We start from the raw sequence: 15,380 nt of genomic DNA on the forward strand, positions 1-15,380 counted from the left end.
CTGACGTTACAGATTTCGTCTAAATCGCCGGTTTGTCTGTCGCCATCGGTGAGAGACTGGCTGGCGAGGCGATTTAAAAACCTCTACGCGCCCGTCCGCCACTCGTTTTCCAAAACGCTCATCTGAACCAGCGTCCAGTACTCGTCCTCATGCCGTCGTGCCTCCCTGAGTGTGCCCTCACGGGTAAAACCAACCTTCTCATAACACGTAATCGCAGACTCGTTGAAGTCGAAGACACGTAGTTCGATACGGTGGAGACCAAGTTCCTCGAAACCAATTTCGAGGAGACGGTGGAGCATCGATGTTCCGTGACCGCGCCCGCGTTCGTCTGGACTCACGATGACCCGAGAGACGCTCGCTGAGAGATTTCGTCGGTCGATGGTGTTCAGTTCGACGTACCCGACCATCTGTTCCGTCGAATCGACGGCCTTGAACGCCAGACGACTCGGTTCAGGGTCGTTCGTAGCTTCGAGATGCTCTCGGAGTTGCGACTCGTCGAGCGGGTACGAAAATATCGGGCCCGCCCACTGGAGGAGAAACGACGGAGAGTCCACCCACCCGATTAGCTTGTCGAAGTCGTCCTCAGTGAAGGGACGAAGAGTGATGTCGGCAGTCACGTCCGAAGGAAAAAGCGTCGGAGAATAGCTCTTCTGAAGTTCCTTCCAAGAACGGTTCGCTCACCTTTTGTTTGAAACGCGACCGAATGCCAGTTTCACCGACTCTCTCGTTGCTCCACCTTGTTCAGCTCGATGAGCAGCCGGAAGATCGCCTTCACGAGGTTGGCGTCGACGTCGAAGCGCTCGGCGTTCTCGCCGGCGCGCTCCATCACGCGCTCCTCTTGGCCCTCGTCGGTCGTCGGGAGGTCGCGCTCGTCTTTCACGGCCGCGACCGTGTCGGCGACGTAGGTGCGGCGGGCGATCAGTTCGACGATCTCGCGGTCGATGTCCTCGATCTCGCGTCGCAGATCGTCGAGGCTTCGGTCCTCGGTGTTGGGTGTGTCACTCATTGGTATATGGGTCGGCGGTGTGCTCACTCGACGGCTGCGCCGTCGTTTCTGGTGGTCGTTCGCCGCAGGGTTCCGGGCCGCTCGCTCCACGCGTCTTCGACCGCGCCGAGGTCGGTCTCGGGGTCGTCGGGGTCCGCGACGGCGACGACGCTCGGACCGGTCCCCGACAGCGACACCCCGGTCGCGTGGGGCATCGCCTCCACTGCGGGATCGGCGTCGAAGCCGAGCGCGGCGGAGAACGCGAGCCCGTTGACGGTCATCGCCTCGGCGTACCGCCCGTCGAGCGCGAGGTCGGCGACGAGGTCCGCCATCGGCGCGACGGCCTCGCAGCGGGCCACGTCCGCGTCCGCGCTGTAGGCGCGCTCGGGCGGGGTCCACACGAGGACGTTCCAGTCGACCGCCTCGCGGGAGCGCAGCTCGTCGGCGCCGTTGTCGGTGACGGTGACGCCGCCGAGCATCGAGGCGGTGGCGTCGTCGAACGCGCCCGTGACGGTGACCCCCGCCTCGCGGGCCGCGCGGACGCCGAGCCGACAGGCCTCCAGCCGGGTCACGTCGGCGGTTGAGTCGGAGCCGCCGCCGGCGTCGGTGCCGTCCGTCCCGTCTCCCACCGTCAGCCCGAGCGCGTCGCAGGTCGCGAGCACGGTCGCGTTGGCGGCCGCACTGGAGCTTTTGAGCCCCGCCGCGAGGGGTACGTCGCTGTCGGTGCGGACGGCGCCGCCCTCGCCGTCGCCCCAGCGTTCGGTCGCGAGCGCGACACAGCGCTCGATCAGGGCGGTGTCCGCGTCTGGGTCCTCGGCGATCTCTCCGCGCACGCCGTCGGCGTCGGGATCGAGCGTCACAGTCGCGCGCGTCTCGACGTCGATACCGAAGGCCGCGCCGGTGCCCGTCGCGAGCGCGTTCAACACGGTGCCGGCGCCGAGCGCCGCTGCCCGTCCCTCCATGCACTCACGGCTCGCGAGCGCGGACAAAGAGGTAGCGATCACGGCGAGTCTCTCAGGGCGGTCGGGGGACCGGGCGGCGCGGATCGTCGGACTGCCGGAGTGTCCTCGCCCTCAAACCGGTTCCGCGCGTCGGAGCGCGGCGTCGACCTCGTACCAGTCCGGGTCGGCTCGCACTCGGGTCTCCCGGCTTCGAAAGGTGATCCGGACCGTGAACTGTCGGGTACCGTCGGCGAATCGGTCGCCCGAGGAGTACTCTCGCTTTTCGTACGCGTAGCCGACCGCCTCGCGCTCGACGGAGTTCGGCCGGGTCGCGTACGCGTCGGCGCGGAGCTCAAATGTGCCGTAGGTGAATCGCCCGGCGTTCTCGACAATGAGTCGCGCCTCGACCGTCGTCTCGTACCCGCCGTCGGTCACGCTGAGCACCTCGACGTTCGTGACCACGAGGCCGGCGCCGTCTGGGCCGACCTCCTCCGGGGGATCCTCGTCGTCCGTCTGCTCGGCCGCGGACCCGTCGTCGCTCCCGGAGAGGGATTCGCGGTCGCCCCCGTCGTCTCCCCCGCTCTCGGCGTCGGTCGCGTCGTCCCCGGACCCGGCGTCTCCGGAGTCCCCGGCGTCTCCGGAGTCCCCCGCGTCTCCGCTCGACTCCACGAGACAGCCGGCGAGCAGGCCGGGAACCGCGGCGGCCAGCAGCCGGCGGCGGGTGAGCGTTCCCGCCATGGTCACCCCGTCACCGACCCGAGCACGCCGGTCACCGCGCCGACGACGGCGGCGACGGCCGCGGTCGTGAGCACCGATCCGAACGCGTCCGCGATCCCGTGGGCCTGCGTCGCCGCCTCCCCCTGTGACGCGACGACGAGGACGACGACGACGAGCCCGTACGCCAGCGCGCCGAGCCCGCCGCCGAGCCCGCAGGTCGCGGCCGCCTCCCGTGCATCGTACGCCCGGGACCCGACGAGGACGCCGAGCACGCCCGCCAGCAGGGGCGCGAAGGCCAGCGCGGCGGCGGTGACGGCGAGGTACGACTGCGCGACGAACACCGGCCCGAACCGCGCGGTCTCGCCGGTGGCCGCCGTGGCGAGCGCCGCCTCCGCCCACCCGGTGGTCGCGGCGGCGACGAGCCCGACGCCGGCGCCGACGACCGCGAACACCGCCGCCGTGAGACCGACTCCGTTCCCGTTCATCAGACCACCGCCCACCCGTCCGCCAACTGTCCCTGCCAGGCCGTGCGCTCCTCCCACGCGTCGCCCGAGAACCCGGCCGCGAGCACGAACTCACCGGCCCGCACGACATAGCCGTACTGGACGCCGGCGTGCTCGTCGAACCCGTACCGCTCGCCCTCGGCCTCGTGGTGGTAGAGACGGTGCCAGCGGGTGGGTCCCCGAGAGGCCTGCTCGTCGCCGTCGGTGCCGTCGGCGCCCTCGCCCGCCGTCGAACTCCCGGAGAACTCGGAGCCGGCCGCGGTCGCGTCGGGATCGATCGGCGCGCGCCCCTCGGTTCCGGCGGCGGCCAGCGCCGCGTCGAGCCGGTCGCTCGCGGTCGCCGCGTCCGGGTACCGCTGGACGTACAGGGGGACGCCGTCGAGTTCGCGGGCCCACCCCTCGAACGTTCGGCTCGGGCGGTTGCCGGCTTCGGGACGGGTCGCGAACGCGACGAACAGCTCCTCGGTCCGGTCCTCGGACCGCGGTATCGGCCCGAGGCGCGCGCGAAGCTCCTCGCGGCGGGCCGCCTCGAACGCGGTCCCGTAGATCCGCGGGATCCGGTCGCGGTCGTGCTCGTCGTCGTACGGCTCGTGGGCGAACGCGGAGAACCCGCGGCTCGCGAGCCCGAGCTCCACGAACGCTTCGCCGCGGGCCCGCCGTCGCTCGCTCGGGTCCTCCGGGAGGGGATACAGCAGCCGGTTCAACAGGCGGTCGTGGATCGGTTCGCGCGAGAACGCCTCGTCGACGTAGGTGGCGGTGCCGACGGCGGCGAAGCCGCGGCGCATCCGCGAGAGCTCCTCTAAGAACCGGTCGACGTCGTCGCGCGGGGCGAACTCCCGGAGCACCTCGACGTGGCGCTCGGTCCGCGAGACGATCCGGGAGCGGGGGTGAAAGTGCGGTTCCAGCGCGCCGGCGGCGGTGTCGGCGGCCGCGCGCCCGGCCTCGTCGAGCCGGTCGGCCATCTCGACGGTCACCGCGTCGGCGCCGTCCGCCGCGTCCCGAACGTCGTCGATCTCGGCGACGAGCTCGCGGATCGCCGTCCGATACGTCTCGATCGCCGACGGATACTCGGTCGCGAACCACACCGCGTCGTCGACGACGTTCCGGGTCGCCGCCGCGAGCGCCTCGTTCGCGACCGGTTCGGGGTCGTCGACCTGCTCGTCGCCGTCGCTCTCGCCATCGCCGCCACCGCCGTCCTCGCCATCCTCACCGTCGCCCGCGTTCGGCGGCTCCTCGGCGGCCGCGTCGGGGTACTCGACGCCCTCGACGCCGAGACACCCGGAGACCCCGACGACCGCGGCGGCGCCGACGTCCAACAGGCCCCGTCGCGTCCGTTGCATGAAACACCCTCCCGGCGGAGGGCCCTTAAAGGTGCCATCCCCGATTCTCGCGACTGAGGTCGGGCGATCGGACGGGCGTCGCCAGCGGCGCTGACCGCGGTGGTCCCCGCCGACCGCCGAGCGCGCCCCTTTTGAGGGGCGCGTCCCGAACGACGCGTATGTCAGCACCTTCACGCAGCGACGTTCCCCCCACGTCGATCGGGATCGACCTCCGCGAGGAGGGCGTCGTCGTCGAGTACCTCGACGGGCGGACCACCCTCTACCGCGGCGTCCCCGACGCCGTCGAGGGGTCGGTGACCGCCGGCCCGGGCAAGGAGACGCACGTGCTCGTCACGGACCCGACGGAGACGGAGGGCGTGATGACGTACGTCAACGACTACAACACCGACGACGAGATCCTGGAGGACTCCGGGGTCGGTCGCGTCCTCGTCGAGGACGGCGAGCGCGACGAGGTGTTCCCCGGCGTGATCGTCGGGCGGACGGGCCAGCGCAACGAGGTGATCGCCGACCCCGAGGTCGCCGGCGGCCGCGTGTTCGTCTTCGTCGAGGACGGCTGGACGGAGGGGAGCTACGAGATCGTCGAGGCGCCGGAAGCGGGGCTCGACGCGCATCGGTAACTGCTCTCGATGAGAACGACCGACAGACGAAAGGCCGGTCGGCGTCGATCACGGGTATGAGCGACGAGGCGGACGCCGAGAGCGAGGTGCTGCGCGCGAGCGACATCGGCGGCGAGGGGCCCCCGATCGAGGAGAAGCCCTACAAGATCGTCTTCGAGGCGAACAAGTGCTTCGGCGCGGGCAAGTGCGCCGAGGTCGCCGACAACTGGGTGATGGACGTCCAAAGCGGGATGGCGAAGCCGCAGTCGTACTACATCGGCGAGGACGAACTGGAGGAGAACGTCCGGGCCGCCGAGGTGTGTCCCGCGAAGAAGGAGCAGGGCGTGATCCACGTCGTCGACCGCCGGACCGACGAGGAGATCGCGCCGGACCCCCACGGCGACGGGACGCTCTCGGTGGACTGGTAGGAGGTGAGAGCGCGGGGCGCGCGGGCGCTCCAGTCACTCCGGGGCGCCGCCGCGGCATCCGAAAGGGGTTTGACCCCGCCGCCGGTATCGGAATCCGCGCGGGGGTGGCTGAGCCTGGCCAAAAGCGGCGGACTTAAGATCCGCTCCTGTAGAGGTTCGAGGGTTCGAATCCCTTCCCCCGCATACCTGTGGCGAGCAACTCGCGAGCCACAGGTATCTGACTAGAAGGGATTCGAAGCAGGGAGGTCGCGCGCAGCGCAGCGAGCACGTCCGACTGAGGTTCGAATCCCTTCCCCCGCTTGCTGTCGCGAAGAATACGTGAGCGACAGCGATCGGCTTGAAGCTCCTGTCTGAACCCGGTACGAGCACTCCCGGCGCCGTCGAGGGCGGAGGATGTCAAGCCGACAACGACGTCACTTGTACCCGTCGCTCGCGAGGTGGTGGTTCATCACGGTCTCCATCCCGTTCACGAACGCTTCCGCGTCCACGCTGTCGAGTTCGGCGGTTCGTTTGCGAACTGCCCGACTGCGGATCTCCCAGTCGCGCGTGAACTCGGACTCGATCCCGTGTGACTTGATGCGCTCGATCAACCGCTCTGCGGTCGCCTCGTCGGGCTCCGCGATCTCCGCCTGCGTGATCACGTTCCGGCGGAGCGCGCAGACGAGTATCCCGGAGCTGACGTCCCCTTCCACGAGTTCGCGCTCCCAGGTGGTGATCCAGTTCCCGATCCGCGCCATCTGCTGAAGCTCGCAGAGCAGGCTCCGCAGCGCGCCCAGTTCCGCCCCTTCGAAGGAGGGCGAGTGCATCAGGTCGATACACGCGTAGGGGAACATCGCCATGTTGTACGCGTCGAACCGCTCCGCTTCGGCCCGGTTTGCCCCCTTCGGGTTGTCGTTCAACACGCGAGAGTAATCCATCGCGTTGATCGTCTGTCGGACGTCGTACTCGAAGAGGTCCTCGAACTCGGCGTACCGGGGCGCGTCCTCGAGCCTGCCTTCGATCTCCGACCAGAGGTCCGCGAGGAACTCGACGGACTCCCGATCGACGTCGTCCGGGATGTCGGCCGTCGGGTCGGTCGAGTCGAACGGGATCCGGCGCGCCCGGTCGAAGGTCGCGCTGTCACCTTTCATCTCCGCCAAGTCGTCCATCGTCGTGACGAAGATCGTCAGGAGCGTCTTCTGTTCCCGGACCGCGTCCGCCGCGTCGAGCGCGACCGACGACAGGGTGAACTCGTCGAAGAGGTTGTGGATCCACTTCCAGAGGAACCGGTCTCGGTCGCCGATCGCCCGGTCGTACCCGTCCGCGGCGTCTCGAATCGCCGCCGGCAGCTCGACGAGATCGATCGTCCGTGCGTACTCGACGCCGGAATCCAGCATCCCTCCCTCTCGGGCCGGGTTGGTCGCGGTCTTCAACTTGTGTGCCATACCGGTTAACACGCACTTAATTATATAAAACCAGCGGTTAGAATATCATTTCTGCTCATAAATAGTACGAATTCATGAATATATTCAAATTTCTGGTTTTGTACGGATAATTGATTTCTTCCGGTAGCTCGCGTCTCTACGTACGATTAATAGCGCCTTACCACACCGGAATGCCGTGTCGTCCAGGCGATCGGTCGAGTTTTCCGTGACAGCAACCAGTGTTAATACTCTGCTACCGCCCGTTTCAGTCGATACCTATCAGTCAGAAATATAGTGTTCCGCGACAGTCACCACTTTATTTAATTAAGGTGATACTTATTACGCTGTAGCCGATACCCCCCACAGTGAGCGAGAACGAATGCGAGACCAGTCCGTCGGACGCGGAGCGCGATTCGGCCTGGTCGACCCTCCCGGAGCGGGACGGCCAGTTCGAGGCCGGGTTCGACCGCGAGACCGCCGGATTCCTGGTCGCGGACGAGTCACTCACGGTAGTCGGCTCCGGGGGGATCGACGGCCGACTGGCCGAACTCCTCCCGGACCCCGACGGTGAGAGGTTGGACGCCCGTTTCGACGACAGGGGCGTCGAAGCCGTTCGAAGGGCCTTCGAGACCGGCGAAACCGTCGAATTCGGAATCGATCTCGGAGACGAGGGGCGACTCGCCGTTCGCGCGCTCCCGGTCGCAGAGCTGATCTTCGTCCAGCTGCGGGACGCCACCGATCGGGTCCGGCTCTCGCGCGAGGTGAAGCGGTCGCGGCGCATCCTCGACACGCTCGACGACGGGGTGTACACGCTCGACGAGGCGTTCGTCATCACCTCCGTCAACGAGGCGGTCACGGAGATAACCGGCTACAGTCGCGAGGAGCTCGTCGGCTCGCACTCCTCGATGCTCGCGGGTGACGAGACGCTGTCGATGGCCGCCGAAATCCTCGAACAGCTCCGCGACGAGGGCTCCGACGTGGGACTGATCGAGTCGTCCATCCGGACGGCAGACGGCGAGTCGATCCCGATCGAGACGCGGTTCTCGACCGTGGAGTTCGCGAACGGGGACAAGCGCCGGGTCGGCGTCCTCAGGGACGTGGCGGACCGCCGGCACCACGAGCGCGTCCTCCGCGAGCTGAACCGATCGACCCGCGAGCTGCTCCGCGCCGACGACAAGCGGGCGGTCTGCGAGACGATCGTCGACGCGGCGACGACCGTCTGGCCGGACGCCGCGGTCGCCGCGTACCGGTTCGACAAGAGCGCGTCCCGGCTCGTTCCGATCGACGCCTCGGAACCGGACGCGGACCCCCGATCCCCGGGGTCCCCCGAGTGGGAGGCGTTCGCGACCGGGCGTCGGTCGGTCAGCCGGAGCGATTCCGGCTCGTCGACCGGAGCGTCGGAGTCGGATTCGGAGTCAACAAGCGACGGCGCGAAACGACGACCCACCGGTCGGGTCATCGAGGGCGAGGCCGAGTCGATGGGGAGCGACAACGCCCTGTTCGCGTCGCTGGAGGAGCACGGGCTGTTGACCGTCGAGTTCGGGTCCGGCGTGACGCCGGACGACGCGGTCGAGGCCGTCGAGCTCCTGGCGGCCAACGCGGTGGTCGCGCTCGGTCGCGTCGAGCGCGGGGAGGAGCTGTCCCGCCGCCGGGAGAAGCTGGCCGCGCGGAACGACCGGCTCGAACGGCTTCACGAGTTCAACGACCTGCTCCGGCAGATAAACGGGGCGCTCGTCGACGCGGACACCCTCGGAGACGTCGCGACGGCCGTCTGTACCCACCTCGTCGGTGCCGAGCAGGTCGCGTTCGCCTGGTTCGGCGAGACGTACCGCAGCGGAGAGGGGTTACGGCCGGTGGCCCGCGCCGGCGACGGCGACGCCTACCTCGACGACCTCGACGTTCTGGGAACCGACCAGACGCGCCTGTCGCCGGAGGGGGACACCGAGCCGTCCGGCCGGGTGCTCGCCTCGCGGACGCCGGTCGTGATCCCGGACGTCTCGACGGACATGCGCGGGTCCCAGTGGCGAACGGACGCCCTCGTCCGGGGGTTTCAGTCGATCGCGAGCGTTCCGATCGAGTACAACGACCTCGCGTACGGCGTGCTGTCGGTGTACGCGACGCAGCCGGGGGCGTTCGACGGCGACCTCGGCGACCTGCTCGAGAGCCTCGGCGGCACCATCGGCAACGCGATCAACGGGCTGGAGACGAAGCGGTCGCTCCACGGCGAGTCCTCGATCGAACTGGAGCTGCGGATCGAAGATTCGAGCGTCCTCTCGTCCCGGCTGGCGGGCGCTCTCGGCGAGCCCGTCCGCGTCGAGGGCGCGGTTCCGGGCGACGACGACCGAGCGGTGCTGTCCCTGCGATCCCAGGTGGACCCGACGCCGCTCTCCTCGTCGGTTCTCGCCGTCGAGTCGGTCCGCTCGGTCGGAGGGGACGGCGATCCGCGGTTCGCCGTGACGGTGACCGCCCCGACGCTCTCCGGTCGGCTGGCCGACTACGGGGCGGACGTCACGGACCTCCGCGCGGACGCCGACGGCGTCGACGTGACGCTCACGCTTCCGCGGTCGGCGGACGTGCGCCAGCTGATCGAGGCGCTCGAGAAGCGGTACCGGGAGGTCGAACTCCGCGCGCGCCGCGAACGGGCGTCCCCCGAAGAGGAGTCCGAGCCGCTCTCCGCGTCGGTCACCGACCGGCTCACGGACCGCCAGCGAGAGGTCGTGCGCACGGCCTACCTGTCCGGCTACTTCGAGTGGCCGCGCGCCAGCACCGGCGAGGAGGTCGCCGAGACGCTGGACATCGCGCAGCCGACGTTCAACCGCCACCTCCGCACGACCGAGAGCACGCTCTTCTCGCTCCTCTTCGGCGATATCGGGGAGAACTGACTCCACAGAGTCGTTTCTCCGACGAACCGATACCACCGTCGTGATACGGGTTCGTCGGCTCTGTCGAAATCCCGTTCTTCAGATACGTTCTCGCCTGAAACGGCTGGTCGCTGAAGAGTGCTTCTTGATTGAGTGCGGGAGTGGATATATCGATATGGTGGAGTGGTTGTTTATAAGCGATCGAGTGGCGTTGCTGTCGGCTGTTTATAAGTCGTCGACGGCGTTGCGATGAAGACCTCCAAAGCCCCAGCCGCTGTGGGCGGCGCACGCTCGTTGCGCTCCTCACTCAGTCGCTTCGCTCCCTCGTTGCGGTGCTTACGTCGCCTGCGCCGCCCACAGCGGCTGCCCCTTTGAGTCCCACCCGACCGCACAGCCTCCCGCCTCCCCAGCCTCGTCGCTGGCGGCTGTCGCCGCCAGCGACTCCCTCGCACCGTCGGTTCGCGGCCCTACGGGCCGCTCACTGGGGCGCGCCACCGCGTTGTTCTTTATAAGCGATCGTCGCCGCCGCTCACGGATCCTTTAAATACTGATTCGCCACCACCGATCTGCAATACCTACTCCCGGCATCGCTCACAGGCTCTCTTTCGATGGCCGACCGTTTCGAACGAGACGACATCCGGCGGGTGAGATATCAGCGGACCGATCGGATCCGGTCCGCGGTCACCTCGATGGGATCCGCGTAGTGGACGATCGGGTCCCCGTGGGGTCGGTCGAACCCGTTCGCCTCGAACAGCGTGTTCGCTCGGAAGTCGACGGTCGCCGCCCGAAGCGTCCACGGATCGTGTTCGATCTCGCCGCGGTAGAGCCGGTTGCCCCGGGCGTAGAACCGGTAGTTCTCGACGAGGAACGCGTCGAGCGACCCCGGCTCGGCGGCGAACCCCGCGCCGGTCGGCTCGTAGATCGCGTCGAACCGCGCGTGCGGGGCGCCGCGGTGGGTCCGGCGGCTGGTGAACCGGACGGGGCCTCGCCCGCTCTCCGAGCGGTCGGCGCCCTCGGGACGGGACACCCTCGTCTCCGCGCGGTAGTACGGGAGCGCGAACAGCCGCCGCGCGACCGCGACGCCGATCGGGTCGTCCGCGTCGAGGTTGTAGAAGTACACGCCCGGGCCGTCGGGGCCCTCGACGTAGGTCCGGAGGTTGAGCTCCGGAAAGGAGAGCCCGACGGGCGCGCCGCGCGGACGGATGTCGTCCATCACGAAGGCGACGACGCCCAGGTACGCGTCGCCCTCGTGGGTGGCGACCGAGAGCCGGTCGGGCAGCGTTTCGGCCACGACGGCCGGCTCGACCGGCCAGTGGCAGAACAGCCCGTCGCGCCACGTCATCTCCAACCAGCGTCGCTCGAGCATACGAACGGGAGGGGCGCCGACGGGGTAAGCCACACGCCGGGGCGAGCCCGGACGGAGGCGGGCGAGACCCTAGGCTTCGTCGCCCCCGTCGCCGCCCGCGTCCGCGGCGTCCTTCCACTCGCCGACGCCCGACGGATCGAGGTGGACGTGGACGTCGCCCACGTCCTCGAGGTTTCGGAGGCTCGTGACCAGTTCCGTCTCGACGTCGTGGGCCTCCCGCAGCGTCATCTCGCCGTCGACCTCGACGTGGACCTCGACCTCGAGGTCGGTGCCGTCGTAGAACACCGTCAGGTCGTGGACGCCCTCGACGGCGGGGTTCTCGCGGAGCGCGGCGGTGACGCGCTCGCGGTCGGCCGCGGGCGGGGCCGCGCCCACGAGGTACGTGACGTTCTCGCGGGCGATCTCCACTCCCTGATACACGACGAGGACGCTGACGAGCGCCCCCGCCACCGGGTCGAGGATCGGGAACCCCAACAGGAGGCCGAACACGCCGACCAGCGCGGCGATCGTCGTGTAGATGTCGTTGAGACAATCGGCCGCGAGCGCGGTCAGCGCGGTCGATCCCAACGTCGCGTTCACCCGCTCGGTGTACCAGTAGAGGAGGTACATGTCGCCCACCGCGAACAGCAGCGCGGCGACGAGGACGGGGCTCGCAGTGACCTCGATCGGTCCCACCAGCCCCCGTACCGACTCCTGGAGGAGCAACAGCCCGAGCAGCACGATCGTCGCGCCCACGAACAGCGCGGTCAGGGGTTCGATCCGCTGGTGGCCGTGCGGGTGGGTCTCGTCGGCGCCGTCGTACCGTGAGCCCCCCCAGACGAACACGACCGCGCTGGCGACGAGGTCGGCGACGGAGTGGGCCGCGTCGGCGAGCAGGGCGACGCTGCCGAACGTCAGTCCGGCCGCCCCCTCGACCGCGATCTTCACCGCGTTGCCGACGACGTTCACTCCCGCGGCCCGCTGGAACCGCGCCTTCTCGCCGCTCCCCCAGGGACCCCACATACGTGTCGGTGGTCGCCGCCCGACCTTAAGAGCCCCGTCGTCCGGGTCACCGCAGGTCGGACTCGCGTCGCCTCGCGGGTATCAGAACTGATTGTCGACGGTCGGCGTTTAAATATCTCGACGACGGATCGCTCAGTATGCAACGCAGCGAGCGCGGCCAAAGCGAGGTGATCGGGGTCGTGCTCCTGTTGGGGATCACGATCGCCGCCGTGACGGTGACGGTGGCGACCGGGAGCGCGGCGCTCGGGCTGGTCACCGACGACGCCCGCTCAGCGAGCGTGGAGAACGGGATGTCGCAGCTCAGCTCGCAGTCGAGTCTCGTCGCGCTCGGCGAGACGGACGCGCGCCGGTTCGACCTCGGCTCCGTCGACGGCGGGCAGCTCCGTCTCGACGAGAACGCGGGGCGCGTCGAGGTGCGCATCGAAAACGGTTCCGACACCACCACCACGTACGACGGATCGATCGGGACGTTGGAGTACGTCGGCGACCGGCGAACCGTCGCGATGCAGGGCGGCGGCGTCTGGGCGATGGAGGGCGACCGCGGGCGGATGATCTCGCCGCCGGAGTACCACTACCGCGGTGAGACCCTCACCTTCCCGATCGTTCGAGTAACCGGAGACGAGTCGTCGCCCGCGAGCGGGACCGGGGTCGTGCGCCGGAACGCGAGTGCTTCCAACGTCACCGGGACCCCGAACCCGCTCCGGAACGGGACCGTCGTCGTCGAGGTCGAGAGCGAGTACTACGAGGGATGGTACGACTTCTTCGTCCGGCGCGCCGACGGCACCGTGACGAAGGACGACGCGAACCAGACGGCGACTGCCCGGCTGGTCGTGCCGGAGGAGGTGTCGTTCGAGCGGACGCTCACGGTGGGGCAGTCCGACGGGTACTCACATCAGGGGAACCCGAACGGTGAACTGAACGAGTCGGAGTACGTATCGGGCGTCTCAAGTCCCTCGCCCGGGCCACTCATCGAGAGCTCGATAGAGTCGGCGGCCGGAAACAACGACAACACGTCGTGCGTAACGTCATCGGGGTTCGACGACTGCGACACCCTCCGTACGGGAACCTACTACATCGACGGAGACGCGACGGTCGACGGCAATCTGGACTTCAACACGACCGACGGAAACATCACGATCGTCGTCGACGGCGATTTCGACGTCGGTAACAGCGAACTCACTGTAGTCGACGACAGCGACAACGGCGTCAAATACTACGTCAACGGGTCACTGAACTTCCAGGGAGACGGATACGTTGGAACGGCGAACGACGATATCGAAGCCGAGCGGAACCAGTTCTACGTCAACGAAGGATTCCTCGATAACAGCGACGGGGACGGGAATCCGACGATCGAGGCGATCGTATACGCGCCGAACGCCGACGTCGTTACGAAGGGGAACCCCACGCTTCGGGGGGCGTTCGTGACCAGATCGCTGGAGACGGGCGGAAATGCGAACGTCGAGTACGATCCGGACCTCGCCGGACTGGAAATACGGGTCACCGGCGGCTCCGGACAAAACGCCATCACCTACCTCCACGTGAGCGAGAACGTGATCGAGATCGACTTCGATCGGTGAGTTCGGTTTGCCCAACGAGGCCGACTTCGCTCGGCTATCCGCGAGATCGACGGAATTGGCGATCGATTCGGGCGATCGCCACCCCCGTCGTAACGACTAAGAACGAAACGCTCCTCGGTTACGGTAATGAACGACGAGTTTTTCGCCCGAGGTGGTTCCCGTGGGCGTCGAAATTAAGGAAACGGAGGTGAGCGACGAGGACTTCGAGGAGATGAAGGGGTTTGTGAGGGATTACCTCGCGGCCAGCGTCGAGAGCGAGGAGGACGGCGGTCGGATGCGGTGGTACCCGTGGCACTCCGCGGACTACCGGTTCAACCACATCCTCAACGTCGTCGATCTGGCGGTCGACATCGCCGAGGCCGAGGGCGCGGACGTCGACGTGGTCCGCGTGGCCGCGGTGTTCCACGACGTGGCGAAGCTGGAGGCCGAACAGGACGTGCACGCCGAGGCCGGCGCACGCGTCGCCCGCGAGTACCTGCAGAGCCGCGGCAACTACCCGGAGTCGTTCATCGAGGAGGTGTGCGGCGCGGTCGTCGACCACTCTTACACGGGCGATCTGACCGACGTGCCCTTGGAGAGCCGGTGTCTGATGGAAGCGGACCTGCTGGATAAAGTCGGCGCCAACGGCGCGGTGTTGATGATCCTCCGGATGGGGTACGAGTCGCGCACGCACATGGACTCCGCGAAGATGGTCGATCGAGTGCTCCAGCGCGCCCGCGACCACACCGATCGCGTCGTCTCCGACACCGCCGAGAGCATCGCGCACCAGCGCATCAAGCGCGTGAAGTGGCTCCGCGAGTGGCTCGAAGAGGAGGTCGCACGGATGGACGCCGAGGGCGTCACCGACCGCTAGCCGAGGGCGTCACCGACCGCTAGCCGAGCCCGACACGACCGCTCCTTCTTAGGCGTCGGGATCGACCCTCGGAAGCACAGTCTCCAGGTACCGACGGATCCCGTTACGGGTGTCGTCGGTCCACTCGCGGTCGCTGGTCGTCGCCCAGCGTAGCATGCCGCCGGTCGCGAGCGTCTGGAGCGTCGACGCGACCTCCGAAGGGGGGACTGGGTCGTCGATCGCGCCTGCTCGTTCTCCGTCTCCCGTCTCTCCTTGTACCTCGACCGCCGCCTCCCGGACCGCGCGCTCGAGGAACGAGCCGAACACCCGGTCGCTGCGGTCGAAGTGGTCGCGGTAGGCGTCGTCGGTCGCGGCCTGCGCACGGAGTTCGACGATGGCGGTCATGAACGGGCCGTCGGGACCGTACTCTCCGGGGATCGAGTCCGGGTCGGTGGTCGCCGCGACGTAGGCGTCGAGCCGCTCTCGGGGCGTCATGTCGAACGCCCCCTCCGAGACCGACGCCTCGAAGTCGTCGAGCAGGAAGCCGAGCAGATCGACCAACAGCTCGTCTTTCCCGTCGTAGTGGTGGTAGACGAGCGAGGGGCTCTTGTCGAACTCCTCGCCGATCCGCTTGATCGTGAGGTCGGCGTACCCGTGCTCACAGAGCGCGCGGAACGCCGCGCCGAGGATGGCCTGCCGGGTGTCGGCCGGCTCCGCGAACGGGTCCTTCATACGCGACCTACCTCACCCGTGGTTATAGCTCCCTTGATTGAACGTTCATTCAACACGCTTATGTTGAAAGCGTCCGACACGAACGTATGACTCGATA

The 15,380-nt window shown here is 68.1% G+C and carries 15 protein-coding genes and 1 tRNA gene; 6 read left to right on the forward strand and 10 right to left on the reverse strand.

The genetic code is table 11. The features are described from left to right. Positions 1-83 precede the first annotated feature (83 nt). The 6 genes from EDM04_RS18810 to EDM04_RS11020 form a co-directional block, all read right to left on the reverse strand. A complete protein-coding gene (locus EDM04_RS18810) occupies positions 84-617 on the reverse strand; it encodes a GNAT family N-acetyltransferase (protein WP_241154893.1) in 534 nt (177 codons plus the stop codon). A 95-nt stretch (positions 618-712) separates the two neighbouring features. Continuing rightward, the gene (locus EDM04_RS11000; RefSeq protein WP_123622019.1) at positions 713-1,006 is read right to left on the reverse strand and encodes a chorismate mutase; all 294 of its coding nucleotides are present in this window, start codon (positions 1,004-1,006) and stop codon (positions 713-715) included. Positions 1,007-1,029: 23 nt separating this feature from the next. Further along, on the reverse strand, positions 1,030-1,947 hold the full coding sequence (locus tag EDM04_RS11005; protein ID WP_123622021.1) for a shikimate kinase: 918 nt from the start codon (positions 1,945-1,947) through the stop codon (positions 1,030-1,032). A 111-nt stretch (positions 1,948-2,058) separates the two neighbouring features. Continuing rightward, positions 2,059-2,664 (reverse strand): hypothetical protein, encoded by a 606-nt coding sequence (locus tag EDM04_RS11010; protein WP_123622023.1) that lies wholly within the window; start codon positions 2,662-2,664, stop codon positions 2,059-2,061. A gap of 2 nt (positions 2,665-2,666) precedes the next feature. Beyond that, positions 2,667-3,128: a hypothetical protein gene (locus EDM04_RS11015; protein WP_123622025.1), complete on the reverse strand. Its 462-nt coding sequence runs from the start codon at positions 3,126-3,128 to the stop codon at positions 2,667-2,669. After that, positions 3,128-4,486: a hypothetical protein gene (locus EDM04_RS11020; protein ID WP_123622027.1), complete on the reverse strand. Its 1,359-nt coding sequence runs from the start codon at positions 4,484-4,486 to the stop codon at positions 3,128-3,130. Before EDM04_RS11020 ends, EDM04_RS11015 begins: the two co-directional genes overlap by 1 nt. A gap of 158 nt (positions 4,487-4,644) precedes the next feature. On the opposite strand from EDM04_RS11020, the gene EDM04_RS11025 reads away from it, so the two are divergent. The 3 genes from EDM04_RS11025 to EDM04_RS11035 all read left to right on the forward strand — a co-directional run bounded on the left by EDM04_RS11025 (position 4,645) and on the right by EDM04_RS11035 (position 5,693). Further along, positions 4,645-5,103, forward strand: coding sequence for a DUF5796 family protein (locus EDM04_RS11025; RefSeq protein ID WP_123622029.1), 459 nt, complete (start codon positions 4,645-4,647; stop codon positions 5,101-5,103). Positions 5,104-5,159: 56 nt separating this feature from the next. Beyond that, positions 5,160-5,510 (forward strand): ferredoxin, encoded by a 351-nt coding sequence (locus tag EDM04_RS11030; RefSeq protein WP_123622031.1) that lies wholly within the window; start codon positions 5,160-5,162, stop codon positions 5,508-5,510. Between the two features lie 98 nt (positions 5,511-5,608). Beyond that, positions 5,609-5,693, forward strand: a tRNA-Leu gene (locus EDM04_RS11035). A gap of 230 nt (positions 5,694-5,923) precedes the next feature. On the opposite strand, the gene EDM04_RS11040 is transcribed toward EDM04_RS11035, so the two are convergent. Then, positions 5,924-6,934, reverse strand: coding sequence for a hypothetical protein (locus EDM04_RS11040; protein ID WP_241154894.1), 1,011 nt, complete (start codon positions 6,932-6,934; stop codon positions 5,924-5,926). A 344-nt stretch (positions 6,935-7,278) separates the two neighbouring features. On the opposite strand from EDM04_RS11040, the gene EDM04_RS11045 reads away from it, so the two are divergent. Next, positions 7,279-9,795 carry a bacterio-opsin activator domain-containing protein gene (locus EDM04_RS11045; RefSeq protein WP_123622033.1) on the forward strand — a complete coding sequence of 839 codons (2,517 nt, stop codon included), beginning with the start codon at positions 7,279-7,281 and terminating at the stop codon, positions 9,793-9,795. A 631-nt stretch (positions 9,796-10,426) separates the two neighbouring features. Here EDM04_RS11045 and EDM04_RS11050 read toward each other — a convergent pair. Beyond that, positions 10,427-11,140 (reverse strand): YqjF family protein, encoded by a 714-nt coding sequence (locus EDM04_RS11050; RefSeq protein WP_123622035.1) that lies wholly within the window; start codon positions 11,138-11,140, stop codon positions 10,427-10,429. Between the two features lie 69 nt (positions 11,141-11,209). Continuing rightward, positions 11,210-12,142, reverse strand: coding sequence for a cation diffusion facilitator family transporter (locus tag EDM04_RS11055; protein WP_123622037.1), 933 nt, complete (start codon positions 12,140-12,142; stop codon positions 11,210-11,212). 137 nt (positions 12,143-12,279) lie between these two features. Here EDM04_RS11055 and EDM04_RS11060 point away from each other — a divergent pair, with 137 nt between their 5' ends. Continuing rightward, complete coding sequence (locus EDM04_RS11060; protein ID WP_123622039.1) at positions 12,280-13,719, forward strand: archaellin/type IV pilin N-terminal domain-containing protein; 1,440 nt, start codon at positions 12,280-12,282, stop codon at positions 13,717-13,719. Between the two features lie 151 nt (positions 13,720-13,870). Continuing rightward, positions 13,871-14,572, forward strand: a complete 702-nt coding sequence (locus tag EDM04_RS11065) for an HD domain-containing protein (protein WP_123622041.1) — start codon at positions 13,871-13,873, stop codon at positions 14,570-14,572. A gap of 48 nt (positions 14,573-14,620) precedes the next feature. Here the strand turns inward: EDM04_RS11065 and EDM04_RS11070 are convergent, their stop codons facing one another. Then, a complete protein-coding gene (locus EDM04_RS11070) occupies positions 14,621-15,283 on the reverse strand; it encodes a TetR/AcrR family transcriptional regulator (protein ID WP_123622043.1) in 663 nt (220 codons plus the stop codon). Positions 15,284-15,380 lie beyond the last annotated feature (97 nt).

The sequence above is a fragment of the Halorubrum sp. CSM-61 genome (assembly GCF_003781945.1).
Lineage (GTDB): Archaea > Halobacteriota > Halobacteria > Halobacteriales > Haloferacaceae > Halorubrum.

Coding starts and splice junctions, on each gene's coding strand:
- EDM04_RS11070 (WP_123622043.1), bottom strand. CDS start 15,283: ATGAAGGACCCGTTCGCGGAGCCGGCCGACACCCGGCAGGCCATCCTC.
- EDM04_RS11025 (WP_123622029.1), top strand. CDS start 4,645: ATGTCAGCACCTTCACGCAGCGACGTTCCCCCCACGTCGATCGGGATC.
- EDM04_RS11020 (WP_123622027.1), bottom strand. CDS start 4,486: ATGCAACGGACGCGACGGGGCCTGTTGGACGTCGGCGCCGCCGCGGTC.
- EDM04_RS11040 (WP_241154894.1), bottom strand. CDS start 6,934: ATGGCACACAAGTTGAAGACCGCGACCAACCCGGCCCGAGAGGGAGGG.
- EDM04_RS11010 (WP_123622023.1), bottom strand. CDS start 2,664: ATGGCGGGAACGCTCACCCGCCGCCGGCTGCTGGCCGCCGCGGTTCCC.
- EDM04_RS11050 (WP_123622035.1), bottom strand. CDS start 11,140: ATGCTCGAGCGACGCTGGTTGGAGATGACGTGGCGCGACGGGCTGTTC.
- EDM04_RS11055 (WP_123622037.1), bottom strand. CDS start 12,142: ATGTGGGGTCCCTGGGGGAGCGGCGAGAAGGCGCGGTTCCAGCGGGCC.
- EDM04_RS11060 (WP_123622039.1), top strand. CDS start 12,280: ATGCAACGCAGCGAGCGCGGCCAAAGCGAGGTGATCGGGGTCGTGCTC.
- EDM04_RS11000 (WP_123622019.1), bottom strand. CDS start 1,006: ATGAGTGACACACCCAACACCGAGGACCGAAGCCTCGACGATCTGCGA.
- EDM04_RS11005 (WP_123622021.1), bottom strand. CDS start 1,947: ATGGAGGGACGGGCAGCGGCGCTCGGCGCCGGCACCGTGTTGAACGCG.
- EDM04_RS11015 (WP_123622025.1), bottom strand. CDS start 3,128: ATGAACGGGAACGGAGTCGGTCTCACGGCGGCGGTGTTCGCGGTCGTC.
- EDM04_RS11030 (WP_123622031.1), top strand. CDS start 5,160: ATGAGCGACGAGGCGGACGCCGAGAGCGAGGTGCTGCGCGCGAGCGAC.